At 60.0% G+C, this 26,925-nt stretch carries 24 protein-coding genes and 1 tRNA gene; 13 read left to right on the top strand and 12 right to left on the bottom strand.

Annotated features, from left to right (window positions below; translation table 11 throughout):
• Positions 1-14: 14 nt before the first annotated feature.
• Positions 15-1,058, top strand: a complete 1,044-nt coding sequence (locus E4021_RS05085) for a trypsin-like peptidase domain-containing protein (RefSeq protein ID WP_136456965.1) — start codon at positions 15-17, stop codon at positions 1,056-1,058.
• A 3-nt stretch (positions 1,059-1,061) separates the two neighbouring features.
• Here the strand turns inward: E4021_RS05085 and E4021_RS05080 are convergent, their stop codons facing one another.
• From E4021_RS05080 to E4021_RS05070, 3 genes are read right to left on the bottom strand one after another with little or no spacing between them, the layout of a single operon-like run.
• Complete coding sequence (locus E4021_RS05080) at positions 1,062-2,120, bottom strand: PspA/IM30 family protein (protein ID WP_136456963.1); 1,059 nt, start codon at positions 2,118-2,120, stop codon at positions 1,062-1,064.
• A gap of 11 nt (positions 2,121-2,131) precedes the next feature.
• The gene (locus tag E4021_RS05075) at positions 2,132-2,653 is read right to left on the bottom strand and encodes a hypothetical protein (protein WP_136456961.1); all 522 of its coding nucleotides are present in this window, start codon (positions 2,651-2,653) and stop codon (positions 2,132-2,134) included.
• A gap of 57 nt (positions 2,654-2,710) precedes the next feature.
• Positions 2,711-3,091 (bottom strand): YkvA family protein, encoded by a 381-nt coding sequence (locus tag E4021_RS05070; RefSeq protein ID WP_136456959.1) that lies wholly within the window; start codon positions 3,089-3,091, stop codon positions 2,711-2,713.
• Positions 3,092-3,158: 67 nt separating this feature from the next.
• Here E4021_RS05070 and E4021_RS05065 point away from each other — a divergent pair, with 67 nt between their 5' ends.
• Complete coding sequence (locus E4021_RS05065) at positions 3,159-4,448, top strand: Pycsar system effector family protein (RefSeq protein WP_136456957.1); 1,290 nt, start codon at positions 3,159-3,161, stop codon at positions 4,446-4,448.
• A gap of 6 nt (positions 4,449-4,454) precedes the next feature.
• Here the strand turns inward: E4021_RS05065 and E4021_RS05060 are convergent, their stop codons facing one another.
• The 3 genes from E4021_RS05060 to E4021_RS05050 all read right to left on the bottom strand — a co-directional run bounded on the left by E4021_RS05060 (position 4,455) and on the right by E4021_RS05050 (position 8,159).
• A complete protein-coding gene (locus tag E4021_RS05060) occupies positions 4,455-6,044 on the bottom strand; it encodes a M28 family peptidase (protein WP_136456955.1) in 1,590 nt (529 codons plus the stop codon).
• Positions 6,045-6,108: 64 nt separating this feature from the next.
• The gene (locus E4021_RS05055) at positions 6,109-7,605 is read right to left on the bottom strand and encodes a PorT family protein (RefSeq protein WP_136456953.1); all 1,497 of its coding nucleotides are present in this window, start codon (positions 7,603-7,605) and stop codon (positions 6,109-6,111) included.
• A gap of 2 nt (positions 7,606-7,607) precedes the next feature.
• Positions 7,608-8,159, bottom strand: coding sequence for an RNA polymerase sigma factor (locus E4021_RS05050; protein WP_136456951.1), 552 nt, complete (start codon positions 8,157-8,159; stop codon positions 7,608-7,610).
• Positions 8,160-8,370: 211 nt separating this feature from the next.
• On the opposite strand from E4021_RS05050, the gene E4021_RS05045 reads away from it, so the two are divergent.
• Together E4021_RS05045 and E4021_RS05040 are read left to right on the top strand one after the other, a co-directional pair.
• Positions 8,371-10,197, top strand: a complete 1,827-nt coding sequence (locus E4021_RS05045) for a S8 family serine peptidase (protein ID WP_136456949.1) — start codon at positions 8,371-8,373, stop codon at positions 10,195-10,197.
• A 7-nt stretch (positions 10,198-10,204) separates the two neighbouring features.
• Positions 10,205-12,034 (top strand): M61 family metallopeptidase, encoded by a 1,830-nt coding sequence (locus E4021_RS05040; RefSeq protein ID WP_136456947.1) that lies wholly within the window; start codon positions 10,205-10,207, stop codon positions 12,032-12,034.
• A gap of 4 nt (positions 12,035-12,038) precedes the next feature.
• On the opposite strand, the gene E4021_RS05035 is transcribed toward E4021_RS05040, so the two are convergent.
• From E4021_RS05035 to E4021_RS05025, 3 genes are all read right to left on the bottom strand, one after another.
• On the bottom strand, positions 12,039-14,495 hold the full coding sequence (locus E4021_RS05035; RefSeq protein WP_136456945.1) for a S9 family peptidase: 2,457 nt from the start codon (positions 14,493-14,495) through the stop codon (positions 12,039-12,041).
• Positions 14,496-14,547: 52 nt separating this feature from the next.
• Positions 14,548-14,790 (bottom strand): hypothetical protein, encoded by a 243-nt coding sequence (locus E4021_RS05030; protein WP_136456943.1) that lies wholly within the window; start codon positions 14,788-14,790, stop codon positions 14,548-14,550.
• Positions 14,791-14,882: 92 nt separating this feature from the next.
• On the bottom strand, positions 14,883-15,476 hold the full coding sequence (locus E4021_RS05025) for a hypothetical protein (protein ID WP_136456941.1): 594 nt from the start codon (positions 15,474-15,476) through the stop codon (positions 14,883-14,885).
• A gap of 158 nt (positions 15,477-15,634) precedes the next feature.
• Between E4021_RS05025 and E4021_RS05020 the strand changes: the two genes are divergently transcribed.
• From E4021_RS05020 to E4021_RS05005, 4 genes are all read left to right on the top strand, one after another.
• A complete protein-coding gene (locus E4021_RS05020) occupies positions 15,635-15,799 on the top strand; it encodes a DUF1328 domain-containing protein (protein ID WP_099104974.1) in 165 nt (54 codons plus the stop codon).
• 75 nt (positions 15,800-15,874) lie between these two features.
• On the top strand, positions 15,875-16,102 hold the full coding sequence (locus E4021_RS05015) for a hypothetical protein (RefSeq protein WP_136456939.1): 228 nt from the start codon (positions 15,875-15,877) through the stop codon (positions 16,100-16,102).
• 57 nt (positions 16,103-16,159) lie between these two features.
• The gene (locus E4021_RS05010) at positions 16,160-17,341 is read left to right on the top strand and encodes a baeRF3 domain-containing protein (protein ID WP_136456937.1); all 1,182 of its coding nucleotides are present in this window, start codon (positions 16,160-16,162) and stop codon (positions 17,339-17,341) included.
• A gap of 21 nt (positions 17,342-17,362) precedes the next feature.
• A complete protein-coding gene (locus E4021_RS05005) occupies positions 17,363-17,740 on the top strand; it encodes a hypothetical protein (RefSeq protein WP_136456936.1) in 378 nt (125 codons plus the stop codon).
• A gap of 63 nt (positions 17,741-17,803) precedes the next feature.
• Here the strand turns inward: E4021_RS05005 and E4021_RS05000 are convergent.
• Positions 17,804-17,876 (bottom strand) — tRNA-Thr (locus tag E4021_RS05000).
• Between the two features lie 35 nt (positions 17,877-17,911).
• Here E4021_RS05000 and E4021_RS04995 point away from each other — a divergent pair.
• The 5 genes from E4021_RS04995 (at position 17,912) to rpsT (ending at position 24,134) form a co-directional block, all read left to right on the top strand.
• Positions 17,912-19,498 (top strand): peptide chain release factor 3, encoded by a 1,587-nt coding sequence (locus tag E4021_RS04995; protein ID WP_211096963.1) that lies wholly within the window; start codon positions 17,912-17,914, stop codon positions 19,496-19,498.
• Positions 19,499-19,794: 296 nt separating this feature from the next.
• On the top strand, positions 19,795-20,799 hold the full coding sequence (locus tag E4021_RS04990; RefSeq protein WP_246050225.1) for a serine hydrolase: 1,005 nt from the start codon (positions 19,795-19,797) through the stop codon (positions 20,797-20,799).
• 153 nt (positions 20,800-20,952) lie between these two features.
• Positions 20,953-21,522 carry a type 1 periplasmic binding fold superfamily protein gene (locus tag E4021_RS04985; protein WP_136456934.1) on the top strand — a complete coding sequence of 190 codons (570 nt, stop codon included), beginning with the start codon at positions 20,953-20,955 and terminating at the stop codon, positions 21,520-21,522.
• 4 nt (positions 21,523-21,526) lie between these two features.
• Positions 21,527-23,797, top strand: a complete 2,271-nt coding sequence (locus tag E4021_RS04980; RefSeq protein WP_136456932.1) for a TonB-dependent receptor — start codon at positions 21,527-21,529, stop codon at positions 23,795-23,797.
• A gap of 82 nt (positions 23,798-23,879) precedes the next feature.
• On the top strand, positions 23,880-24,134 hold the full coding sequence (gene rpsT / locus E4021_RS04975) for a 30S ribosomal protein S20 (protein WP_136456930.1): 255 nt from the start codon (positions 23,880-23,882) through the stop codon (positions 24,132-24,134).
• Between the two features lie 88 nt (positions 24,135-24,222).
• Here the strand turns inward: rpsT and E4021_RS04970 are convergent, their stop codons facing one another.
• Both E4021_RS04970 and glmS read right to left on the bottom strand, forming a co-directional pair.
• Entirely contained in the window at positions 24,223-24,918 is a 696-nt protein-coding gene (locus E4021_RS04970; protein WP_136456928.1) for a DUF4290 domain-containing protein, read from the bottom strand.
• 43 nt (positions 24,919-24,961) lie between these two features.
• The gene (glmS, locus tag E4021_RS04965) at positions 24,962-26,800 is read right to left on the bottom strand and encodes a glutamine--fructose-6-phosphate transaminase (isomerizing) (RefSeq protein ID WP_136456926.1); all 1,839 of its coding nucleotides are present in this window, start codon (positions 26,798-26,800) and stop codon (positions 24,962-24,964) included.
• Positions 26,801-26,925 lie beyond the last annotated feature (125 nt).

Below are 26,925 nucleotides of genomic sequence, written 5' to 3'. Positions count from 1 at the left end.
CCTCCCCCGCACCGATGCACGTTTTCCAGGTGGCCACCCCCTTCAGTACCGGTACCGGCACCTATTTGCCGGGCCCCGACCTCATCGTTACCAATGAGCACGTGGTGCGCGAGAATGCTTCCGTGGTTGTCGGCCGAGAGGGAGTGGAAGAACAACTCGCCCGGGTAATCTACCTCGACCCCTACTACGATCTGGCCTTTCTGCGGCTCAACGCCCCGCTGGAAACGGCACCCTTGTCCATCGCTGCCACCCTGCCGGAGGTAGGTACCGAAGTTAAGGCCATCGGACAGTTCTTCGGGGAAGCCCGCCGTTCGGCCACCGGCTGGATCATGGAGCAGGAACGGTTGCGCAACGGCATACCCTACTTGGTACACAGCGGTCGCGCGGGCAACACGCTGGCCGGAAGCGGTCTTTACACCGCGAAGGGGGAATTGGTGGGCATCAATATGCAGGATGATCCGGAATCCGAGGAAAGGAGCCTGAGTCTGCCCTCGCCGCTCCTGCTGGCCATTCTCGAAGCGTTCCTGGAAGGGGAGGGTAGTCCGGGCAGCCGCTGCTTCAGTTGCCAGAACATCACCTTCGAAACCGACCGGCCGTCGAGCGGGCGTTGTCCGCACTGCGCCGCCCAGCTTACCCTTCCCTCCATGGTGGAAGACGTGGCGCCTACGGGCGTTAACGCCACCATCGAGGAGATCATCCGCGTAGCGGGCCACGATCCACGCCTCGCCCGGCGGGGGCCGAACCTCTGGCATATCCGGCAGGGGAGCGCCAGCATACAGGTAGCGTACCACGAAGATAGTGGACTGGTGACCGGCGACGCCTACCTGTGTCAACTGCCCGAACCGCCTTCCGCCGCGCTGTTCGAATACCTGCTGCGGGAAAACGCGCGGATGCGGCAACTGAGCTTTTCGACTTACGGACGCGACATTATCCTCTCACTGCTGATCTACGACCGCTACCTATCGGTGGATACGGCCCTGCCCAGGTTCGAATACCTGTTTGAGCAGGCCGACGCTTACGACAACATTCTGGTGGAGCAGTACGGGGCGGGTTGGTAAGGCTCAGGTAAAGAACTGATCGTAGCCGGTCTCGCCGCCGGTACCCCGCGTCTGTGGGTCGGGCCGCCGCTTCAGGTCATCAAGGTCGAGCTTGTCCTGCTCGGGAGCAGCCGCCTCGGTAGTGCCTGGCTTGCGGTCCAGGTCGAATTCAATGTGCCCTTCGCTGAGGAGGAGCTCACTTTTCTTTTCCCATTCCTCGAGCATGCGCAATCCCTCGTCGGCGAAAACGCCGTTCTGCAGATCCACGCTGTCCATAAAACTGGTGCTGAGCTCCATCATCCGTTCCATTTCGCCCACCTTGTTGGCCACGTCCTCGGCGATGGCCTCCATGGCCTGGTCGAACATGGCGCGCTGGTCGGGATCGCCGTTGATGACGCTCATGGCCGACTGCATGGCGCCGTGGCTGGCGCGAATGGCCTTGCGCTCCTGAATGCGCAGGTCTACCTGGTCGCGGGTGTCTTCAAGCAACACCTCGCTGTTCTGGTGCATGCGGTTGAGGACCCGGTTCAGGATCTCCATTTTGGTGAGCAGCACCTGGTACTTCTGATTCGATTCCCGCAGCCGGGCGGCGCGTCGGCTGCTGAGGATCATTTGCTGGTTTTTGCCTTTCTCCTTGGCGAGGGCGGCAAGTTTGAGCTGTTTCTTGACCTCCGTTTCGTTGGTTTCCATCAGGGTGGTCAGGTGCCGCATTTGCCCCCGGATCTTGCCGATCTGCTTGCGCATTTCCTGCAGGTTTCGCTCGAGTTCCTCAACGTAGGTCTTGAGGATACCGATGGGGTCGATGTTAACGAATATCCCGGTCACCTTACGCATGGCGCTCTTGTACAGGTAGCCGAAGAGGGTGCGCGTGCGGGGGTCGGCGATGGCGAAGACCACGGCCAGCAGGGTCACCGCCGCGACGACGATGCCGATGGTGGTGGAGAGGAACGGCAGTATGACCCCCGAAAAGGTGGTGAAGATGAACCCCAGGGCTGCCGCGATCGCAAACAGGAATATGAGCCCGGTAACGCCCTCGGGGCGCTGCCAAAATGACTTTTTTGTGGGGGGGCTCGGTAAGGACATGCAGGGAAAGTTTAGGAAAGGACCCGGTTAATATCGGCCACGTCCTGTTGGATTGTTTTGGTGATGACCTCCAGGGCTTCGTCGAATCCCTTCTGGTTCTCCTCGGCCTTGGTGCGGGCCGCGGTGATTTGGGAGTCGGCCGCCTCGATTTGGGCCTTGGCTGCGGCGATCTGCTGCTGGAGTTCTTCGATCTTGGACTCCCAGTTGGCGATCTTTTTCTTTAACTCACCGGTCTGCTTGGCCTTGCCTTCGACGTTGTCGACCAGGTGCTTTTCCAGGCTGCGCATGAACTGGGCTTTTTCGTCCTGCAGCACTTCGGAATAGTATTTGGCGGTCTTGACAAGCTTCTCCTTGGTCAGGCCCACCGAGGAACCGGTGATGAAGGCCGAATTAATGGCCGTATCGAGGTCCATACCGATCTCGGTGAGTCGGCCGACCGATTGCTTGAATTCCAGGTAGTCGAAGCCCTCCAGGTTCTTCTTTTCCAGGGCTTTCATCAGGGCGGTGGCAAATCGGTTGTTGGGACCGGTCATTGAGTTGTGTTTAGGATGTTGACAAAGGTAAGGCGTGGCAACTTGCAGCCGGGGGGCTTACAGGCGCTCGTCAATTTCGCGGACGTCCTCAGTGCGTGCCTCCGGGAACCACTCGGCGAGTTTGTCCTTGGCCCGGTCGCGTACCTCTTCGTTGACGTAGGCCGCCACGGTGGCCAGCCCGGCCGCCAGCACGCTCACGTCGTCGGTGTATCCCAGGATCGGCGTCAAATCGGGTATAGCGTCCAACGGCATTAGCAGGTAACCCAGCGCACCGAGCACCACCCGTTTGGCCCACTTCGGGGTTTCCTTTCGTTCGTAGGCGTAGTAAAGGAGGAGGGCGGTGTAGATGGATTTCGTGCCCGTGGCGCGGGCCAGGCCGCCCAGACGGGCCCAGAAACGGTTGCGGCTGAAAAAGCGTCGGTAAGGCTGTAGGTTCATGTCGGGGAACACGTCGTGGATTCAACTATAAAACGCGCAAACCCGCATCGGGGTTATCTTTACTGTAATGGACCCAGCAATCGAGACAACCGAGCTACTGCACGAGGTGGAAAGTTACGTGGAGGATTACATCCGGGAGCACATCGACCCCGAGTATGTCTACCACAATTTCCAGCATACCGTCGCCGTCGTCGAAGCAGCCCTGGAACTGGCGCAGAGTTACGAGCTCAGCGAGCGAGAATTACTCATCATCCGGCTGGCGTCCTGGTTCCACGATACCGGTTACAATGAGGGTTGGGAAAATCACGAAGTCCGCAGCGCCGAGAACGCCGAGGAGTTCTTGCGCGAACGCGGCATTGATGACAAAGAACTGATCTCGGCCGTCCGCGGGGCCATCATGGCCACGCGCATGCCGCAGCACCCGCGCAATTTTCTGGAAGAGATCGTGGCCGATGCCGACCTCAGCCACCTGGGCGACCTGAGCTACTGGGACCGCTGCGGCCGCGTGCGGCAGGAGTTTGCTCTGACGCGGCAGATGGTCATGTCGGACCAGGAATGGATCGATTTTGAACTGGAATTCATGCTGCGCCACGAGTACCACACCGAGGCGGCGCGCGAGCTTTTCGGGCAGCGCAAGAGCAAGCACGTTAAACAACTGTACAAACGCAAGAAGGCCCTCTTCCCGGACCAGACGCCGGCCAGCCTCGACGAACTGGAAAAGGTCAAACGCAAAAAGAAGAAGAAGCTCAAAGAGCGAGCCGAAGCCGGTCCGCCGGAAAGCGACCTCAAGCCCGGCCGGGGGGTGGAGACCATGTACCGGGCCACCTACCGTACCCACGTAAACCTGAGCAGCATCGCCGACAACAAGGCCAATATTATGCTCTCGGTCAACGCCATCATCCTGAGCATTTCCGCGGCCAACCTCTTCCCCAAACTGGACAGTAACCCGCACCTCACCCTGCCCACCATCGTGCTGGTCGGCGTGTGCCTGTTCTCGCTGTTCTACGCCATTCAGGCCACCCGCCCGAAGGTGACGGAGGGCAACAGCAGCCTGGAAGACATCAAGGCGCGGCGCAGCAACCTGCTGTTCTTCGGCAACTTCTACAACATGAAGCTGGAGGACTTCCACTACGGTATGATGGAGATGATCCGCGACGAGGACTTCCTTTACTCCACCATGACACGTGACCTTTACTACCTGGGCGTGGTGCTGGCCAAAAAGTACACCTACCTCCGCATTTGCTACAACGTGTTCCTGTACGGGATCATCCTTGCCGTTTTGGCCTTTACTGTGGCTACCGTTTCCTACAATCAGGAAACGGGCGAGTCGTTTTGGTCCAGCCTATTCGGTCGTTAGCGAAGCCTATTTGACGTCTACCTCGATACGCTTATCCTGGTTGGCCAATTGCCAGGCGTTGTAGAAGATCAGCTGACCTATACGGACCATCTTGTCGAAATTGATCTTGTCTACCGTGTCCGTATCCCGGTGGTAGTCGGCGTGGGTGCCGTTGAAGAAAAAGACGCTCGGTATCCCGCGTTCGGCGAAGTTGTAGTGGTCTGACCGTTCGTAAAAGTTGTTGGGATCGTCCTTGGCATTGTACGTGTAGTCCAGCTCCAGCTGCGTGAAGTCTCGGTTGACGGCCTCATTGATGTTGTGGAGTTCGGTACTCAGCCGGTCGCTGCCGATGACGTAGATGTAGTTGGGATTTCCTTCGTGGGCGGGGTCGATGCGCCCGACCATGTCGACGTTGATGTCGGCCACGGTATTAGCCAGTGGGAAGATGGGGTGGCTGGCGTAGTATTCTGATCCGAGCAGTCCCTTTTCTTCGCCGCTCACCCACAGGAACAGCACGCTGCGCCGGGGCCCTTTTCCGGACCGGGCCGCCTCGGTGAAGGCTTCGGCAATTTCCAGTACGGTACTGCTACCGGATCCGTTATCGTCCGCCCCGTTGAAGATGGCGTCGCCCCGCTTGCCGATGTGATCGTAGTGGGCACTTACTACGATTACTTCGTCGGCCAGCTCCGGGTCACTGCCCTCCAGGTAACCGAGCACGTTCTCACCGATCAGTTCGCGGGTCTCCTTGTCCTGCACCAGGCGAATGTCGGTTGGGACAACTACGGGGCGGAACCGACCGGTTTTTTCCGCACGCTTGCGGGCGCGCACCACCTTACGGTATTCCTTCCCCAGCAGGGTACGGGCGAGGTCGGGCGTGATGTAAATGTTGTTGGCCTCTTGCCGCTCCGATTCGGTGCGATCCGTCATTTTCAGGCGGCCGTCGAGGGTTTCCCGGCGTACCTCCTGTACATTATTCTTGAAGGTGGGGTCAATAACGATGACCGTTTCGACACCGTGTTCGCGGGCTGCCCGCAGTTTGGCTCCGTCGTCCAGGCTGAAGGCGCTGGGATCTTTGGTGCCCGTAATCAGGAAATTGCCGTCGCGGCCCCGGGGTTCACCGGCGAAGATCATGATTGTTTTACCGGCCAGATCGTGACCGGCATAGTCGTTGTACCGCTCATGGTCGATGCCGTAGCCGAGAAAGGTGATCTCGCTGATGGACTGATCCTCTCGGTCGGTGTTTCGGCTGGGTGCGCTATAGAATTCCCAGAGGTGCCGCAGTTCGCGGCCGTCGACGCTCATGGCGATGGTGTCCCACTTCTGGCGACTGAACTTGATGGTCTGGTAGTACCCGTTGTCTTCGCCGATGGCCGGGAGGCCGAGCTTCGCGATCTGCTCGGCCAGATAGGCGGCGGCCCGCTTTTGGCCGGGTTCACCGGTTTCGCGGCCCTCCATATCGTCGGCACTGAGGATGGTGAGGTGCCGGCGAAGGTCATCCGCTTCAATGGTTGCCGCCAGTGCGCGGGCTTCCGCGTCGGTGGTGGGAAGCGGGGCGCGCTCCTGAGCAAAAGCAGTGAGGGACAGGAGCATAGCCCCCAGGATAAACAGTCGGATCATGAACGGAAAACGTTAGCGTATCGGGCAGTGGTTGCCGCGCTAAGATAAGATTAACGATCCGAGGCTACTTGTCGGTCAGGCGAATACGGGTACCCAGCCGCAGCATGGTATTGTGGATACGGTCTTCCAGGGGACCCTTACCGCCGTCGGTATCGCTGACCGTGAACAGTCGGGTGACGGTGGGGGAGAAGTACAGGCTCCAGCGGTCATTGAGCAGGCGCTCGATGCGCAGGTTGCCGCTCACGTAGAGACTGCTGTTGTCGAAGATCGATCCACCCTGTAGGTAACCTACCTCGGGATAGAGGATGTTCCGCCGTCCGCTGGAGGCCCGGCCATCCGTGCTGGATTGGTGGTTGGCTACGAAGTGATCGATCACGCGTTCCAGGTCATCCTTGGTGTAGTTGTCGGCGAGTTGGAATTCCGAACTCAGAATGACGTTCATGGCCATGCCAATGCCGCCGGATAACCGCCATTTGTCGTTAGCGGCGAGCTCGCGTTCGTAATTGAGGGGCAGGGAAAGCGTGCGGTAAGTCAGTCGACCGTAGCGGATATTCTCATCCTGGGGGGTCAGCAGGGAATCCTGTTCGATATTGAGGATCTCGGCCGGCACGTACGAGCGGTAGCCGTAAATGAAACCGACCTGGATGGCGTTCTTGGCCTGGGCCACATCGATGAGTGTGCCTATGCTGTAACCGGTAGACAGTTTGCTCTGGCCTTCGATACCGAGTTGCGGGTTGGACTGCGTGATGACTTGGTTTAGGTCGAGCGGTGAGACGAAGGCGTTCAGGAAGTACTGCACCGGCTCGCCGGTGAACAGTCCGTCATAGTGTAGCGGGGCGTAGATACGCGGCTGTTTCCGTTTGACGCCATAGCTGTTGGTGGGCACGGTATTGACCGCCCGGGTGAGCAAACGGGGAGAGGGAAGCGCAAGTTCCCGATCCGAACGGGGGATGTGCACCGCCGTGGGGAGGCTACTGGCCGGTCGGCCGGTTCTGGCCCGCAGGCTTTGGGTGTTGTTCGGGAGTGCAGCAGCCTGCTTATTGCTTGTTACGGTGGCATCATCCGTTGCGGTGGGTGGCACGGCATCCTGAGCGATGGGGAAACCGCCGGCGGTATTTGACGCGGCGATGGGCGGGCTGGGTGCGGTGGTATCGCCGAACCGCAGGGCTAGTAACAGCATACTGAGCAACAGGGCGGCTTCGGAGATCTTGAGACAGACCACCATCTCGCGGCGCTGGCCGATGAGTTCCAGGCGTGCGGCGAGTTGGGCCCAGCCAGATACGGGGGGCGGGCCGGCCTGTTTGAGTACCGTGGCTACCGCCTCGTCGACGGCGGCGGCGGTGGCCGCTTCCGCAGCGGTGAGTTTTTGCTCGAAGGCCGACCAACTGCCGGGGGGCGCGGCCGGGGCCAGGGAACCTAACTTTTCGACTATAGCCTGATCGGAAGTTTCCAGGGCATCCAAACGGCGCTCCAGCCCTTCCCAGCCCCGGGCGGGGCCGGGGGGAAGGTTGGTGATCCGCTGGCGGATCAGTTCGTCAAGTGGGTGTTTTTCTTGTTTCATTACTAGCGGCCTGGGGCAGTAAGCGCCTTCTGGAGCTTACTTCTCGCTTTTACCAGGTTGGAACGCGAGGTGGAATCAGTAATATTCAATCGTTCGGCAATCTCTTTATGGCTGTGCCCTTCAATCACGTACAGGTTAAATATGGTGCGGTAGGTAGGCGGCAGTTGCTGGACGGCAACCAATATCTCCTTCGCGGAACACTGGCTGATCACGTCCGGCAGATCCGAACTCACCTGGTAGGCCCGCTCGATGTCTTCCGTACGCCGCCGGACACTCCGACGGTAATGATCGATGGCCGTATTGACCGTGATGCGACGCATCCAGGCCAGCAGGGCCGTACCGCTTTCGTAGCGGCCTATTTTCCCGAAGATCTTGATGAAACTCTCGTGCAGCAGATCCATGGCTTCGTCTTCCGTACCGGTGTAGCGTTGACAGATGGACATGAGGGCGCTGTAGTGCGTTTCGTAAAGGACGCGTTGCGCTTCGCGGTCACCCCGGAGCAGGGCGGCTACGAACCGTTCTTCGTCGTTCTCCAGGCAAATTGAATAATCCATAAAAAGCTGACGGGTAAAAGGCCCTCATACGTTGGTCGCGGATGAGCGCCGGAATTACCGTAAGGTAAACGGTTTCTACCGCTCCGTCGCTGCCAGCCGCCGGTATTTTTGTCCGGCACCCGCTTGCGGCACCACCTTTATTCCTATTCCCCTCCCGTAAACCCTCACAATTTCACCTTCCCCTCCGGTCCGGCCGCTGTACCTTTCCTTCATGAGTCAATACCGCATTTCCACTACGCGGGGCCCCCTGGCGCTGCGCAAAAGCCGGCAACTCGTCGGACTGAAAGCCGTCACCCCGCAAACACCGACTGGTGGCGGAAAGCCCCTGCTCTCCGATCTGGGCGGGTTTGAGGTGGTAAGCCTGGACGAGGGCGACGATGTGGAGGATACCCTGGATTCCCTGCGACAGCAAGACGAGGTGGAGGTGGGCACTCATGTGTACTTCGCCGAGAAAGACAATCGGCCGGTCATCCCCACGGGGATGATCTACTGCACCCTGGCCCCGGGCGTGGGAGAGGCGGAAAGCCAGGCCCTTTTCAATCTGTACCACCTGGAAGTGCGGGAAAGGCGGCCCGACGGGACGGTCCTGCTGGCGGTGACCCAGCGCAGCCGCAACCCGCTCCACGTCGCGCGGGAACTGGAAAAACTGGCCATGGTCCGCACCGCGGTTCCCGACCTGGATGTTCCCCTCGATCAATACTTCTCCGAGCCCCGCGACGGGCTTTTCGACCAGCAATGGTCGCTGTCCAACCCCGGTTTCGTGCCCGGCGTGCCCGACTTTCCGACGAAGCGGGGCGCCGACGCCCGGGTACAGGCCGCCTGGAAGCGACTCGGGAGCCTCGGCTCTGCCCGGATAACGGTGGCGATCATCGACAACGGCTTTGACCTGGACCACCCCGACCTTCGGGGCAAGGCGGTCGCACCACTCACCGTATCCAGCGGAGCGGCCACCCTGCCCACCGGGGTAGCCTACGGCACCCACGGCACTCCCTGTGCCAGCGTGGCCGTGGCTGCCGCTAACGGCACCGGGATCGTTGGAGTGGCTCCGGAATCGCGGCTTATGCCCCTGCATGGCCTTACCTATTCGGCCTACCTGACCGAGCGCATGTTCGACCACTGTATCCGAAACGGGGCCGACGTGATCTCCTGCTCCTGGGGCACTGTCGACCCGCGATTCCGGCCGGGCACTTATCATGCGCGCGCCGTCAGTCGGGCGGTTTCCCAGGGGCGCAAGGGCAAAGGCTGCGTCGTGCTGTTTGCGGCCGGTAACGAAGGAAAAGGATACCTGAATTACTACTGCGAATTGCCGGGAGTGATCGCGGTGGGCGCTTCCACCAGCAATGATACTCATCCCGGCTACTCCAATCGGGGATCCGGACTCAGCGTCGTGGCCCCCAGCGATGGTGGCTGGCCCTTACTGGCCGCCCGCGCCAGTTGGGATCCCGGCAACCCGCAACTCCCCCCGGAGAAAAGGTACTACGTCGACGGTCGTGACCGGGGGCCTTACCACAAGCACTTCGGAGGTACCTCGGGGGCTACGCCCCTCGTGGCCGGGGTGTGCGCGCTGATGCTGGCGGCCAATCCCAACCTGACCGCCGCCGAAGTCAAGTCGATCCTGGAGCGGACGGCCGATAAGATCGGAGGGGCGGGAGAATACAATGCCCTCGGATACAGTCCCCGTTTCGGCTACGGCCGCGTGAACGCCGAGCGCGCGGTGGCGGAAGCGATGCGACTGGCCGAGCGATCGACGCCATCCCCGGCCCCGGCCCGGCCGGTGTTCCGCGTAAAGGCTGAGCCACCGCCGCGCACCGGCTTTGGCCTCCAGGTCAGCGCCTTCGCCGAATCGACCAACGCCCTGCAGTTGGTGGCCAGGCTCGAAGATCAATTTCAACTACCGGTTATCGTAGCGCAAATGGATGGGGTGCATAAGGTCATTCTCGGTACTTTCGCCGACGCGCAGGCGGCACGTGATTTTCTGCCCAAAGCCCACGCCCTGGGTTACCGCCCGTTCGTCCGTGACTTGTCCACCCTAAGCTGAACCCCGTATGCCCTGGCCACTTTTGTTTTTCCTTTTCCTCTCACTACCACTCTCCGCCCAGCTTTCCTGGGTGGCCGATCATCCGGGAACGATCGTGTACACGCTAGATCTAAGTCGGGTACAACAGCACGAACTGGGCATCACGGTCGAATTTCCCGCCGTGCCGGACGGAGTGTTCTACGTCAAAATGCCCCAGTCCAGTCCGGGACGCTACGCGCAGCACAACTTTGCCCGGAACGTATATTCCCTGGAGGCTGAAGGTGCTCCCACCTCCGGCCCGGCGCGGACCGTGCGGGTAGATCGCGTAGATCCCAACACCTGGGCCATAACCGGCCACGGCGGCAGCGTAACCCTGCGGTACACCCTGTTCGCGAATTACGGCGACGGTACGTACTCCGGGATCGACGATCGCAAATTGCACCTGAATATGCCGGCCAGTTTTCTCTACGGGGAAGCCCTGAACGACCGGCCCATCCTGCTGCAACTCCCCCCGGACCAGCGCCCGGAATGGGAAGTAGCCACTCAGTTGGTAGATCTCGGTAACCGCCGCTTTGCAGCACCGAATTATTACTATTTCTACGATTCACCCACGATGGTCGGTACCCTGCAGCGCAGGGAGTTTACGGTAAGCAGCGGCGAGCGGGTAGATACCATAGAGGTAGCCCTGATAGGAGAAGCCAGCCGCGATACCTTTGATCACTACGTGGCCTGGGTTGATAGCGTAGTGCATGCCCAGCAACGGGTGTTCGGTGAGCTGCCGGCCTTCGATTACGGCCGCTACGTCTTTCTCTGTTCCTACAACCCCTGGATCGGGGGCGACGGAATGGAGCACCGCAACTCCACGATCTGCTCCGCCCCGGTGAACCTCGAAGGCAATCAGCAACGCCTCATCGGTACGGTGAGTCACGAATTTTTCCACAGCTGGAACGTGGAACGGATCCGACCGGCCAGTCTGGAACCCTTCAGCTTCGACCACGTCAATATGAGCTCGGAACTCTGGTTCGCGGAAGGCTTCACCAGTTATTACGACGATCTGGCCCTGGTGCGCGCCGGAATCTTCAACCCGGCAGACTACGCCGCCAACCTGGCCGCGCAACTCAACTACGTGGTCCATTCACCGGGCCGGAGCTACCGCGGACCCGCTCAAATGAGCCGGCTGGCCCCTTTCGTCGACGCTGCCACGGCCAACGACCCCGATAATTTCGCCAACACATTCATCAGCTATTATACCTACGGAGCCGTATTGGGCCTGGCCCTCGATCTCGAGTTGCGGCAGCGGGGTCACACCCTCGATGAACTCATGCGCCTGATGTGGCAGCGCTACGGCAAACCGGAGATTCCCTACCATATCCGTGACATCCAGCTGGCCCTGGGTGAAGTGGCCTCCGATCCCGCCTGGGCGGCCCGGTGGTTTGAGGAGCACATCCACGGCAGCAAACTTCCCGATTACGGCCGACTGCTGCAACCCTATGGAATCGAGGTAGTGCAGGCCCGCCCCGATAGCGCGGGCTTCTTCAATCTGCAGTTGCAGGAGGATGAGGAGGGGCTACTCGTGGCCGGACCGGTGTACGCAACCAACCCCCTGTACGCCGCGGGCGTGGATCAGGGAAGTATGATTAGCGCGGTCGATGGCACCCCCGTCCGGACCCGGTCCGAATGGGAGGCGGCCGTTGCCGGTCTCCGGATCGGTCAAACCTATCCCATCAGTTTCCTGCAGTTGGGTCAGAACAAGACCGGAGAATTTGTAGCCGCCCCCGCTCCGGATTACCGCAGCGGACTGCTCCCGGACGCGTCGGCGGAGGCGGTCGCCCGCCGTGCCAAGTGGTTAGGCCGGTAGGCCGTTACCGGCGCATCGGCTCCTTGTTCTTGACGTGCTTTTCCAGCCACTGGTCCTGCTCCCAGAGCAGGTGGAGGATGCTTTCCTTGGCCCGGTAGCCGTGGCTTTCCTTAGGCAGCATGACGAGCCGTACCGTGGCGCCCAGTCCCTTCAGCGCATTGAAGTAGCGCTCGCTCTGCAGGGGGTAGGTGCCCGAATTGTTGTCGGCCTCTCCGTGGATCAGCAGGAGCGGAGTCTTCATTTTATCGGCGTGCATGAAGGGCGACATGGTGTAGTATACTTCCGGGGCTTCCCAGTAGTTACGCTGCTCGCTCTGAAACCCGAAGGGGGTCAGCGTGCGGTTGTACGCACCGCTGCGGGCGATCCCGGCGGCGAACAGGTCGCTGTGACTGAGCAGGTTGGCCACCATGAAGGCACCGTAGCTGTGTCCGCCCACCGCTACGCGGTCCCGGTCAACGTAGCCCATCCGGTCCACCGCGTCGATGGCCGCCTTGGCATTGGCCACGAGTTGGGAGCGGAAGGAGTCGTTCGGCTCTTCCTCCCCCTCCCCGACGATCGGGAAGGCGGCGTCGTCAAGTACGGCGTAACCGCGCGTCACCCAGTAAACCGGTGATCCGTAGTACGGATACGTAAATTCATTGGGGTTCGAGGTGGTCTGGGCCGCGCTGGCCTTGTCCTTGAACTCGCGTGGATACGCCCACAGGATCAGCGGCAGCTTGTCCCCGGAGGTGGTATCGTAGTTTTCGGGAAGGTAGAGCGTACCAGTAAGTTCCAGCCCGTCGTCGCGGCGGTAAGTGATCACCTCTTTGTGCACCTGCTGCAGGCTTTGAAAAGGATTGGGAAAACTGGTCAGCTGGGTAAGTTCGTCCTCCTCCAGGTCGCGGAAGTAGTAGTTGGGGTAGTCGGTGGGCGATTCCAGCCGCACCAGCAGCCGGTCGCTTTCCGGATCGTACTCCTGCAGGTCCTCCAGCCGGTCGGTGTAGGTGGAGGTATACAGGTCTTCGACCTCCCCGGTGGAAAGGTCGATGGCGTGCAGGAAGGGGAATTGCCCGGCAGCCGTGAAGCCGTCGCCGATCAGGTACGCTTCTTCACCGTCCAACGCCAGCACTTCGCTGCCGTAGTCGTTGCGGGTGGTCACGAAGTCGCCGGGATCACTGTAGCGGTCCTGGTAATTCAAGTCGAACAGCACGCGGGCCGGCTGGTCGGCATCGGAGGGGTTGAATACGTATACCTTACGGTTGCGGGTGTCGAACCAGCGGTCGTAGGCCACGGCGGTTTCCTCGTCGCCCCATTCGATTCCGGCGTAGCGGTTCACCACTTTGAGCAGTGGCCGGCCCTCGCCGGCGAAGGGGGCCTCCAGCTGATAAATCGCGTCGCGGTACTCGGCTTCCTGCTCCGGGTCGCCACCGTCGAGGGCCTGTACATAGACCAGGGTAGCGGGGCGGTCCGCACGCCACTGAATGCTCCGGCGTTCCGTGGTGGTGGCCATGAAGCCCTGGGGCATCACCTCGATGAGGGGTAGTTCGGCTACGGTCTGCACCGGCTGACCGCCGCGGGTATAGACGGTAGTGGTGGTGGGAAAGCGGTAGTAGGGTACGATGTAGGAAAACGGACGCTCGATGCTTTCCACCAGCACGTACGATCCGTCCGGGCTGAAGGTGATGCCGTCGTACATAGCCGCCGGTAGAAACTCCGTCGACTTACCGTCGAGCGTGACCCGATGGATGACCGAGCGGGCCAACTGTTCGAAGTTGTATTCGTCGTTCGGATTGCTCAGCAGGTCCTGGTAAGTACGGTTCTGCGCCTTTTCCCCGTCGGCTACGGAAATGGTAGGCCCGGTGGGCACCGAGCGGTTCGCGTCGATCAGGGGTTGGCGGTCGTCGGGTAGCATCTTGACGAGCAGCGATCGGCCGTCCTCGTCCCAGTTGATCACGTCGCGCAGGTTGGCGTTCACGCTGGGACCGGTGAGCCGGCGGACCGTGGCAGTGGCCAGGTCGGCGACCCACACTTCCACGCCTTCTTCGGCCGTATGAGTCATGGCGATCATTTGCTGGTCGGGCGACCAGGTGAAGTTGGCCAGACGGGGGCTTTCCGGCAGCCCCTGCAAACCCGCTTCCGTGCCGGGTGCTGCGTTTACGGCCCGCACCTTCACGTCGTTATAGTAAGTAGTGCGGCTTCCGATATTGGTGGTCGGATCGATCCGCAGGCCGCCGAGGCGCAATTCCGTCTCCGAGAGGTCCTCGATCGTGGAATAGGCATCCCGATACAGGAGTACCATGTGTGCGTGCTCATCGTCCATGAGTACGGTGGGGGCCAGCGGCACGTCCACCAACTCCAGGATCTCGCGGGGCGGGACCTGATAGTCGAGGTTCTGTTGGGCGCGGACGCAGGTCGCCGTGCGGGTGACCGGAAGCAATCCAAGGGCGATAAAAAGACAACAGCAGCGGTAGAGGGCAGACATTCACTTTGGTTTTGATTGTCCAATATACCGCGACCGGCCGAGAGCCGGTAATCTACTCCCGGAGTCGCTCGTAGTGGGCGCGGTGCTTCGCGGCGTCGGCCAGTATGCAGAGGCCACTGTTGAAGACCGTCAGCGCCAGCGTGCCGTAGCCCACCCAGCGCAGGGTAGGCGCGCCGGAGTACCGCGTGATCGCGGCGTCGCTGATGAGGCTGGCACCGAGTCCGGTGAGGACCAGGCCGAGGGGAGCTTTGACCAGCCAGTTGCGGTACTGTTGGTCGATGGAGTGAACGGACATAGCGGGGGAGTTGGAGTTAATGCTGAACCACCCCGCCCGGCGGCCGTGTTCGCCCGCGGTACCTGCGGCCGCGCCCCGGACGATGTTTTGTCCTAAATTTCTACGATGTCCGGCATCTCTCCTTCCTCCTCGTAGGCGGTGATGAGGGCCTCAATCTCGTCGGCGGAGAGGTAATACTTGCGCAGCCGTTTCTTGTAGTGCTTCGGCAGGGTAGCGTGGTTGATGAGGTAGCGTTTGGTGGCCAGGACCTCGGCTCCGAAACCGTGGTCGACCGCAATAGAGTCGGCACGCTTTTCGGCCTCACGCATGTACCTGGACCAGAGGGCGTAACCCAACCCAAAGGCGATCATGCCCCGCCAAGGCCGGTCGAGGTAGTCGACGATATGGCCGAGCTCGTGGGCGAACCAGCCGACCACTACTTCCCGCGGCAGTTCGCGCACCTTGACGTGGACGGTCACTTCGAGGTGGTTGCTGAAATCCACCCGGTAGTGCCGGTGCGCCCGCCGGAAAAAGCCCCAGTTGATTACGGGCTGGGCGCGCATGGTGCTGTAGCGCATGGCTACTTTTCGCAGGTATATGGGGTGGGGAAGGAGCTCGGGGTAGGCGGCCAGGGTCTCAGCAAACCATTGCCTCAGGTGGTCGCTCTGGACGTTCTGAAAGATGAGCTGGTGTTCGGTTTGGGGCATACGCGATCAACGAGAAAAAACCGGCATTAGTTGGTGGTGGCAAATTAAATGCGTACCGAACATGGTCTTTCCAAATCCGGTTGTACTGATAAAGAAAGCGAACAGCCACAGCTTGGTACCCGGGGCGCTTTCGGTAACCTTAACCAAAACAACACATCATGTTACGTTATGCCCTTATCTTCTTTGTGATCGCCATTGTCGCGGCACTTCTCGGGTTCGGTGGTTTCGCCGGCGCAGCTGCTGGCATTGCCAAGATCCTGTTCTACATCTTCCTCGTCCTGCTCGTGATCAGCCTGGTTTCCGGACTGTTCAGAAGGGCCTAGAAGTTCCACGAATTGTTACTAAGGCCGCGTTCGGGGATGCCCGTTCGCGGCCTTTCACATCTTCACAAATCCGCTATGCACCTGAATTTTCAACGCCTGTTCTTTCTGCTGTTTTCTGCAATGCTGACCACGGCCACGCTCCTGGCCCAGCCGGAGGGCGAAAGCCCCTACAGTTCCTCCAACGTGGACGCCCCCCCAGGTGATAATTTTTTCAATACCTACGGGTTGGTCATCATCTGTGGGGTCATCTTTTTCGGGCTTATCCTTTTTCTGGTCTTCCGGGGGCGGAGGCGCACTACCTGACCGAGCATCCCTTTTCACCACCCGCAACCTATCCTTGAACTTTAACCTTTATCAGCTATGATCACCCGAACGCAATTTGATTCTCTCGCCGCCGCGCGCAACCCTTACTCCGTCAGCATTTATATTCCGACCTACCGGGTCGGCAAGGAGGAAGAGGACCGGATCCGGTACAAGAACGCATTGCAGACGGCCACCCAGAAACTGGAGAAGCGGTACGACCTTGCCCACGCCGAGGCGGAGGCATTTCTGAAGCAAGCGCACACCCTGGGGGACAACCCGGATTTTTGGAAGAACCAAAGCGAGGGCCTGGCGGTCTTCGTGGCCAAAGACAGATTCGAGCACTACGCCTGCCCGATCGATTTTGAGCCCATGATTTACGTATCGGAAGAATTTTACCTCCGCCCGCTCATCCCCATCGTCGGCGAGCAGAACCGTTTCCACTTCCTCGCCCTGAGCAAAGGGGCGGTAAAGCTTTACACCGGCACCGAATACTCCATCAGTGAGGTGGACCTCCAGGGCCTGGTGCCTCAGAACATGGATGCCGCCCTGTTGCAGGACGACCCCGAAAATAACCTCTCGCGTGCGGGCGGTGCGGAAGGCGGACGCGGCAGCAACAACCAGGTTTATTTCGGTCGGGGCGGTGATCCCAGTAACGATGTGGAGGATGTGAAGACGTATCTGGACCGGGTCGACAAGGGCATCAGCGACTACCTCTGCGACGATAACGCCCCACTGGTCCTGGGCGGCGTGGAAGAACTCATTCCTATTTACCAGGAAGCCAACACCTACGCTCACCTGTACACCGAAGACTTCGCGGCCGGTAATCTGGAAGAGGACAATCCCGGCCTGATCCATGAAAAAGCGTGGGCTGCGGTGGCGAATCACTTCGACGCCCAAAAGGAACGGGACCGCAAATTGTACGGCGATAACCAGGCGGCCGATGAAGCCAGCACCGACATCCAGCAGATCGTACCTGCCGCCGTCAACGGTCGCGTCGCGGCCCTGTGGATGGACCGAAATGCTTACGCCTACGGGGAGTACACGCCAGAGAACAACGGCGTGAAAATCATGCACGACGAAGACAAGAACGCCACCGAACTGTACAACCTCGCCGCCGTGCGGGCCTTCCAGTCCGGCGCGCGGGTCTATAACCTGGATCGCGACGAGTTACCCGACGATACGGAGCCGCTCAACGCCATTTTTCGCTACGACGTAGGAAACCAAACGACCGACCTATAACCCTACCAAAATTATCTACCCATGAAGACCTTTTTGCATACCTTGATCCTGTTCCTCGGCGCGGTCCCCTTCTTTACGGCCTGTGGAAATTCGTCTACCCGGGAAGGTGAGATCGACCCGCAGGAGACCATCGAAACGTCGCCGGACTATGAGGACGACGACCAGGACGGCGACGGAGATATTGAATACGAAGAACAGTCGGCGCGCCAGGGTGGCGTCACCACCGGGACCACCAATTACGCCCGCCGGGCCGATTCCATCCGCATGGCCGGCGATACCCTGGTAGATCCCAAGTACACCGACAACGAGTACAAGGCGGCTTTCTCCACCGCGACCACCAATCCAAAGAACCAGGTGGCCGGTGGCGTGACGCCGGGCAACAACCAGAAAAAGCAGTAAGCCCTACCCGCCGGAACAAAAAAAGTCCCGCTCTCAACACGGAGAGCGGGACTTTTTTGTGGGAGCCATCCATCGGACTCGAACCGACGACCTATTCATTACGAATGAATTGCTCTACCAACTGAGCTAGGATGGCGATTGGCCGGCAAAGATATATCTTTGCGGCCGATTATGACCAAGCAAAATTCAGAAATTGCCAAACGCCGCACCTTCGGCATCGTGGCTCACCCCGACGCCGGTAAGACGACGCTGACCGAGAAGCTGCTGCTCTTCGGCGGCGCCATTCAGGAAGCCGGTGCCGTCAAGAGCAACAAGATCAAGAAGAGCACCACCTCGGACTTCATGGAGATCGAGCGGCAGCGGGGCATCTCCGTGGCTACATCCGTGATGGCCTTCGATTACGCCGGCAAGAAGATCAATATTCTGGATACGCCCGGTCACAAGGACTTTGCCGAGGATACCTACCGCACCCTTACCGCCGTGGACAGCGTGATCGTCGTGATCGACGTAGCCAAAGGGGTTGAGGAGCAGACGGAAAAGCTGGTGGAGGTCTGCCGCATGCGCAAGACACCGGTCATCGTCTTCATCAACAAGATGGACCGGCCGGGCAAGGAGGCCTTCGACCTGCTCGACGAAGTGGAACAGAAGCTCTTCCTTAAGGTGGTTCCCCTGAGTTGGCCCATCGGCATGGGCGACCGCTTTCAGGGAGTGTACAACCTCTTCGAGGAGCGGATCGTGCTCTTCCGACCCGACAACAAGCAGGGGCGGCCAGAAGAGACCATTGAATTCACGGACTTGGAAGACCCGGGGCTGGTACGCCTGATCGGGCAGGACGCCGCCGACGAGCTGCGCGAGGAAGTAGAAATGATTCGGGGCGTCTATCCGGCCTTCGACCGGGAGGTGTACCTGCGGGGCGGCGTCAGTCCCGTTTTCTTCGGATCGGCGGTTAACAACTTCGGCGTGAAGGAACTGCTGGATTGCTTCGTGCGCATCGCGCCACCGCCGCTGCCCCGTCCGACGGAAGAGCGGCAGGTGGAACCCAATGAAGAGCAGTTTGCCGGCTTCGTCTTCAAGATCCACGCCAATATGGACCCCCGCCACCGCGACCGGATCGCCTTCCTGCGCATCTGTTCCGGCACTTTCGAGCGGAATACGAACTACCTGCACGTCCGGCAAGGGCGCAAACTGAAGTTTGCCAACCCGACCAGTTTCATGGCCGACCGCAAGGAGGTTATCGATGCCGCCTACGCGGGCGACGTTGTGGGCTTGTACGACTCCGGGAACTTCAAGATTGGAGACACGCTCACCGAGGGTGAGGAACTGCACTTTAAGGGCATTCCAAGCTTCAGTCCCGAGCAGTTCCGCCGCGTGGTCAATGGCGACCCGATGAAATCAAAGCAACTGGCCAAGGGAATCGATCAGTTGATGGACGAGGGCGTGGCCCAGCTGTTCACCCGCGGGGTAGACAACGCGCAGATCATCGGGACCGTCGGTGCCCTGCAGTTCGACGTCATACAGTACCGTCTGGAACACGAGTACGGTGCCACCGTAATCTACGAGCCCATTAACCTGCACAAGGCCCTTTGGGTAAGCAGCGCCGATCAGAAAGCACTGGATGCATTCGCCGAACGCCGGCGGCAGCAAATAGCCCTGGACAAAGAGGGGCGGATGGTCTATCTCGCGGAGAGTGCCTGGACGCTGCAAATGGCCAAGGATAACCACCCGGAGATCGTCTTCCACCAGACATCTGAATTTTAAGGGAACCGTTCTAACGGTCTGGGCAACAAAAGTTTCGGTCCGGTCGTACTAGAGCCGGCGCACGGCCGTTAAGGTTCTGTTAAACGGCCGATTTGCCGCATTTCAGTTGGAATGCTCAGCAACCCTGTCTACCTTTGTATTGTATTCAATCCGACGCCCCACGGGGCGGCCCCAGTTCAGCCGAGTCGCCGGCTTGATTTTTCGCGACTTTCCAGCCAAGCAACACCAGACTACAGCCTTATCACGGTACCACCCTCCGGTGGTCCGGACCCTGTTTAACGTGCAAGTCTATCCTTATGCTTAAGAAACCTTTCTTCCTTTTCCTCTCCGTAGCTGCCGCCTTCTTCATGAGCAGTACCGATCTGGACCTAACCAGTTACCTCAACGGAGATTTTACGGCTGCCAATGCTTTTTTCGTTCCGGTTAACCTTGAGACGCCTACCGAAGAAAAAGTCACTGCCGAAACACCCGTTCTTCCCGAAATTACCGAAGAAGTCCTCGCTCCCTCCTACCGACTGCGCGACTACGAGGACAAGACCTTCGAATCCCAGCTTAAAGCCGCCATCCTGGCTAACCCGGTCTGGGCCAAGCTTTACCGCAGCAAGAAACTTTCCGTCGGCCTGGTAGACCTGCGCGACGAGACCAACCCCCGCTTCGCCACCCTGAACGGCAAGCACATGATGTACGCCGCCAGCCTGCCCAAGATCGCCGTACTGGCCGCTGCCCACGATGCCATCGAACGGGGCGAACTGAAGGAAACCCCCGAGATCAAAGCCGATATGCGCCTTATGATCGCCAAATCCAACAACGCAGCCACTACCCGCATGATCGACCGCGTGTCCTTCGAGCACATCGAGCGCACCATGCGCGATCCGCGTCACGAACTCTACGATCCCAAGAACGGAGGCGGACTTTGGGTAGGCAAGCGCTACGCCGCCGGCGGTCGCCGCTACCCCGATCCGATGAAGGGCATCAGCCACGCCGCTACCACGGACCAGATCTGCCGCTACTTCTACCTGCTGGCCAACGGTCGTCTGGTAAGCCCCGAGAGCAGCGAAAAAATGATGAGCTACCTCGTTGACCCCGAGCTGCACCACAAGTTCGTCAATACTCTCGATCGCGTTGCCCCCCGCGCCAAGGTGTACCGCAAGTCGGGCTCCTGGAGCGTCTACCACGCCGACTGCGCCCTGGTGCAGGACGCCGACCGCAACTACATCATGACCGCCCTAGTAGAGGACCCCGCCGGTGAGCAGATCATCCGCGAATTGGGAGAGGTCATGGACCGCCTCGCACAGAATTAAACCTATCTGAAGCAGGGACCGAGTCACGACCGGGTTCCGCAACAGACATGACCATTTCGAGCCCCGGCTGCTACTGCAGTCGGGGCTCTTTTACCTTTGCGCCAACCGCCACGCTTCTTACGCGTTGCTAACCCAATAACCTCAGCATTACCCATGACCCGTTTCCTGCCCATTGCCCTTCTGTTTTTCCTGTTCGTCTGTTCCGCCTGTGGAAGCAAGGAAGACCCCGTGATCGAGAACGAGGAGGAAGTGATTACCGACGTCATCTACCAGCTCAAGCCCGTCGGCGGCGGCAGTGAAGAGGTCACCATGACCTTCAGCGACCCGGACGGCGACGGCGCCGAACCCGCGCTGGTCAACGTAACCGGCTCCCTGGCCGTCAATACGCTCTACGACGGTACCCTTATCGTGGCCAACTTGTCGGATTCCAGCAATCCCCAGGACATCACCGCCGAGGTCATCAACGAGGCCGCCGACCACCAATTCTTCTACATTCCCAGTGCGGGGCTGGAGACCACCATCCGGTACCGTGATTCGGACGGCGACGGCAATCCCCTGGGCGTCCTGACCGAAGTGGAGACCGGCGGGTTCTCCAGTGGCACCCTCAAGATTATCCTTCGCCACCTGCCCACCAAGGGAAGTTCGGCCACCATTTCCAACCCCTCCGCAGCCGGAGGAGAGACCGATATCGAGGTCACCTTCCCGGTATCGATCGGAAATTAGGATAATGAACCGCGGAACCCTCTTAGCCGGCGCCCTGCTACTGGGGCTTTGCACCTGCGTTCGCGCCCAGGACTGTAACCTGAGCGTCTCGGGAAAAATGCTCGACGAGCACGGCCGTGAGGAACTGGCCTTCGCGAGCGTATATGCCGTGGAAAGCGGGGAGGGCGTGCAGGCCGATGCCGACGGCCGCTTCGAACTGACGGCGCGCTGCCCGGGCCCCCTTACGCTGCGCTTCAGCCACATTGGTTGCGATCCCAAGGTGGTGACCTTCGATCTGCGGCAGGACACCTCCTTCAACGTATACCTGCACCACCACGACAATTATACCGAGACCGTCACGGTAACTTCCACCGGTGCCGGGGTGGCGTACGAGGAGCGGCTCGACCGGGAGGCCGACCAGCAGCTTGGTTTGGTCCTGGAACGCATCACGGGCGTCAGTAGCCTGCGTACGGGAACGGCGGCGAACAAACCCGTCTTTGAAGGACTGTACGGCAACCGGCTGAGCATCCAGAACAACGGTGTGCCCCAGGCGGGGCAGCAGTGGGGCAACGACCACGCTCCGGAAATCGACCCCTGGGTAGCGGCCTACGTGCGTGTTGTCAAAGGCGTGGATGCGCTGCGCTACGCCGGCAGTACGCTGGGGCCTACGGTGCTCATCGAGCCGGCCCCCCTGACCGAACGTACCTCCCCGGGCGGTAAAGTGGCCTACGGCCTGCACTCCAACGGATGGGGCCATACCCTGAATGCCCGGCTCACGGACACGGCCTTCGTCGCTTACCGACTCAGCGGGAGCCTCAAGATGAGCGGAGACCGCAGGGCCCCCGACTACTACCTCACCAATACCGGACAACGGGAAGGTGACTTCGCCCTGCAGGCAGCCAAGTTCATCAGCCCGAAACTTACGGCGCGTGGCTACTATAGCCTGTTCAACGCTGAGATCGGTGTCCTGCGCGGCTCCCACGTCGGCAACCTGAGCGACTTGCAGGAAGCCATCGGCCGGGAAAGACCCTTCTATACGGAAAGTGGCTTCAGCTACGATTTTGCTTCCCCGCGGCAGCGGGTTAGTCATCACCTGCTAAAGGGCGAACTCATCTTCACTCCAACCGACCGAACCTCGTATACCGTGCAGTACGGTGGGCAGCTCGACAACCGCAAGGAATTCGACGTACGCCGGGGCGACGACGGCCAGGCGGCACTGAAACTCCTGCAGTACAGCCATCTCCTGGAGGCCGGTCACCAGCGTAAACTCGGTGCTTTTCGGTCGCTCGAGGCGGGCGTCCAGCTGGAAAATGTCGACAACACCAACCAGCCAGGCACCGGCATACTGCCCCTGATTCCCGACTACCTGGCCAACCGGGTGGGGGGCTACCTGACGTTCCACCACAAGCCCGAAAAGTTCCGCTATCACTTCGGCCTGCGCCTGGACCACCAGTTTTACGAGGCCCTCACCATCAGCCGCGACCTCCCGCGGCGCGTCGTCCGGTACCGCCACCACTACAATACTTTGGGCGCGAGCGCGGGTGCCAGCCTGCGGGTGAACAGCCGGCTCAGTGGCGAAAGCGAGATCACCTTCCGACAGCGGGCCCCCCAGATCAATGAACTCTACAGCCAGGGACTCCACCAGGGTGTGAGTGGCATCGAGGAAGGCGACCGCAGCCTGGTTCCGGAGCAATCGCTCAAGGGGTCACTGGACCTGAGTTACGGTAGCCGCAACGGTGCACTTTCCGTATCCGGCGGGCTCTTTTACCAGCGCGTCGACAACTTCATTAACCTGGAGCCCGGTCAGGAATTCCGACTGACCGTCCGGGGGGCTTTCCCCGTTTTCACCTACCGGGGCGTGGACGCCGAACTCTGGGGCGGCCAACTGGCCGTGCTGGCGCATGTGGCCGATTTCGATCTGGAGAGTGGCCTGGCAGTGGTTCAGGGGTACAATCGATCGGACGGGCTGCCACTCGTATACATGCCTCCCCTGAACTGGCGCAGTGCCCTCACCTATACTCTGACAAACGACCTTACCCTTTCCGCTACCGCCCTGGTAGTAGCGCGACAGGACCGCATCGAGCCCCAACAGGATATTCTGCCCCCGCCACCGGGCTACGCCCTGATCGGAACGGGACTAGCGAAGACCCTGACCCTCGGCGGCAATCCCCTTAACCTTGAACTGGAAGTCGAGAACCTCCTGGATCAGGCCTACCGCGATTACCTGGACCGGCAGCGGTACTTCGCCGATGCTCCGGGCAGAAGCATTAATTTTCGGATCAGCTACAGTTGGTAAACTAGGGAATTGGTCGTACTTTTGCGGACTAATTCAGCTCTATCCTCGCGGCGGAGCGTAACCAAGACTAAAATATCTATCCATGGCACATCATAAATCAGCCAAGAAGCGGATTCGTCAGGACGAGCGCAAGCGCCTCCACAACCGCTACTACAAGAAATCTACCCGGTCGGCCATCCGCAAGCTCCGGGATCTCGAGGACCGCACGGAAGCTGAAAAGCAACTGCCGCAGTTGTTCAGCATGATCGACCGTCTGGCCAAGCGCAATCTCTGGCACCAGAACAAGGCCAATAACCTGAAGTCCGGTCTGGCCGAGCACGTCAATCGCCTCGGCTAAACCGGTCCGCGCGTTATTCTCCGCCGCCCGCTGAAGTTACAGCATTAAAAAAGCCCCGTTACGATCACGTAACGGGGCTTTTTAGGTTCTAGCGCCGCCGGCGTCCGCGGCTGCGGTTGCCGGAATTGCGACTGCGGTTGCCGCCGCCGCCGCCTCCGCCGCCACCGCCGCCTTTCTTCTTTTTCTTCTTGCGGCGTGTGCCGGTATCCTGGGAAGGTTGGTTGCTGCTGGGCTCACCAATCTTGGCATCCTTGGGCAGTACCAGGGTTTTGTCGCTTAGCTCGTAAAGGTCCTTGCGAATCATGTCCTCATTGAAAAACTTGCCGTCGCGCCAGTCGGTTAGGGCCACCTTCATGTAGTAGGCTGCCGTGTAAGTTACCAGGTCGCGTTCGGGGCCGTCTTCCATGGCCTTGCCCTTGTCGATGAGGGCCAGTACGTTCTTCCCGTAGTGAAGCATGCGCTTGTGGCTGTCGGGATAGGGGAGGGGTTCGGGGGTGACGCCTTCGGGATCCGGGGTAGCGTTGATTCCTTCCGGTACGGTCACGTTCAGTTTGCCGCCGGCGATCCGGAAGGCGTGCTTCCACAGCCGTTCCTGGTAGTTCTCCTGCTGCTTGACGCTGGGCTGCATCTGGAGCATGAGCTTGATGACCCGCTCGACGTAGGCCTGCCGGTCTTCGTCGCTCTCGATCTCGTTCGCTTTCTGAAGGAGCTCCTGGACGGTTCGACCGTACTCGCTGTAGATCAGTTCTGCGTTGCTGGTATTATATTCGATATCCCAATCCATACGGGGGTTTTTGTTAGTTGATACGCGGGCCGGATGCGCGGGTTTATTCGACGGTTACCGACTTGGCGAGGTTGCGGGGCTGGTCGACGTTGCGTCCCAGTTCCACGGCGATGTGGTAACTCAGTAGTTGAAGGGGAATGACGGACAGCAGGGGAGACAGCTGTTCTTCTGTATTGGGAATTTCGATCACGTGGTGGGCCATCGAACTGATGGCGGTCTCACCCTTCGGTACGACGGCAATCACCACCCCTTTGCGGGCCAGTACTTCCTGCACATTGCTGATGATCTTCTCGTAGGCCGACCGGTTGGTGGCCGTAACGATGACCGGCATGGTTTCATCGATGAGGGCGATGGGGCCGTGCTTCATTTCGGCGGCGGGGTAGCCTTCGGCGTGAATGTAGCTGATCTCCTTGAGTTTCAGCGCGCCTTCGAGGGCGACGGGGAAGTTGTAGCCCCGGCCCAGGTATAGGGCGTTGTGGTGGTGCTTGATCTCCTTGGCGATGTAGCGGATGTGCTCGTCGGCTTGCAGGCACTCCTTCACCTTTTCGGGGATCCTTTCCAGTTCCGCGGTAAGCGTATGGAAGGTGGTGCTGCTGATCGTGCTCAGTTTCTGGGCCATGCTAAGGGCCAGCAGGGTCAATACCGTCACCTGACCGGTAAAGGCTTTCGTACTTGCCACTCCGATCTCCGGGCCGGCGTGAATGTAGCTTCCGGCGTCGGTGAGACGGGCGATGCTGCTGCCTACGGAATTGACGATACCGTAGATCATGGCACCCTTGCTTTTGGCAAGCTCGAGGGCGGCCAGGGTATCGGCCGTTTCCCCGCTTTGGCTAAGGGCAATTACGATGTCGCGCTCGTTGAGAATGGGGTTCCGGTAGCGAAATTCGCTGGCGTACTCCACCTCGACGGGGATGCGGGCCAGGTCCTCGATCAGGTATTCCCCGATTAGCCCGGAGTGGTAACTGGTGCCGCAGGCCACGATGATGATGCGATTGGCCCGCACGAAGCGGTTAGCGTATTCCTCCAGGCCGCGGAGTGTGACCCGGTTTTCCTTGCTGCTGATCCGTCCGCGCATGGCATCGTAGATCGTAGTGGGCTGCTCGTGGATCTCCTTGAGCATAAAGTGATCGTAGCCGTTCTTTTCGAGGGCCTCGATCTGCATGTCCAGCTCCTGGATGAAGGGGGGCTGGGCTTCGTTCTCGGTGTTCTTGATTTTCAGACCTTCCTGCAGGGTGATGGTGGCGATCTGGTTGTCGTCCAGGTAGACCACCCGGCGGGTGCTGTCGAGGAAGGGCGACGCATCGGAGCCGATGAAGAACTCGCCTTCACCGATGCCCACTACCAGCGGACTGGCTTTGCGGGCACCTACCAGGACTTCCGGATTGCGGCTGTCAACCACGGCTATGGCGTAGGCGCCTTCCACGCGCACGAGGGCGAGGCGGACGGCTTCTTCCAGCGGCAGATCGCCTTCGTCCTGGATCTCTTCAATGAGGTGGACCAATACTTCCGTATCCGTCTCGCTCTCGAAGGTGTGGCCTTCGGCGATGAGGGCGTTCTTTAGTACCGCGTAGTTCTCTATGATTCCGTTGTGGACCAGGGCCAGCCGACGGTTGCCGCCGGTATGGGGGTGGGCATTGACGTCGTTGGGTTCTCCGTGAGTGGCCCAGCGGGTGTGTCCGATTCCTACCGTACCGGTAGTATTGTTCTTGGCTATTTCCTTGCGCAGGGCTGAGACCTTCCCTTTCTTCTTCCAGATCGAAAGCTCGCCGTTCAGGATCGCGATGCCGGCGCTGTCGTAGCCCCGGTATTCCAGACGTTCCAGTCCCTTAATTATAAGGGCATCAGCTTGACGATGGCCGATGTAGCCTACAATTCCACACATAGGTAAAGCAGTTTAAGATGTTTTTGGGATGGGTGCGCGCGGGGTAGGTGGGTGGTATTGCATTCGGCATCCAAAGGAGCGGAAACAAAAAAGCGCGCATATCAGGGGATAATCCCGGGGTGTTA

This window comes from Neolewinella litorea (assembly GCF_004803465.1).
Lineage (GTDB): Bacteria > Bacteroidota > Bacteroidia > Chitinophagales > Saprospiraceae > Neolewinella > Neolewinella litorea.
Note: the sequence above shows the minus strand (reverse complement) of the source record. Positions and strands in the feature narration are given on the sequence as shown.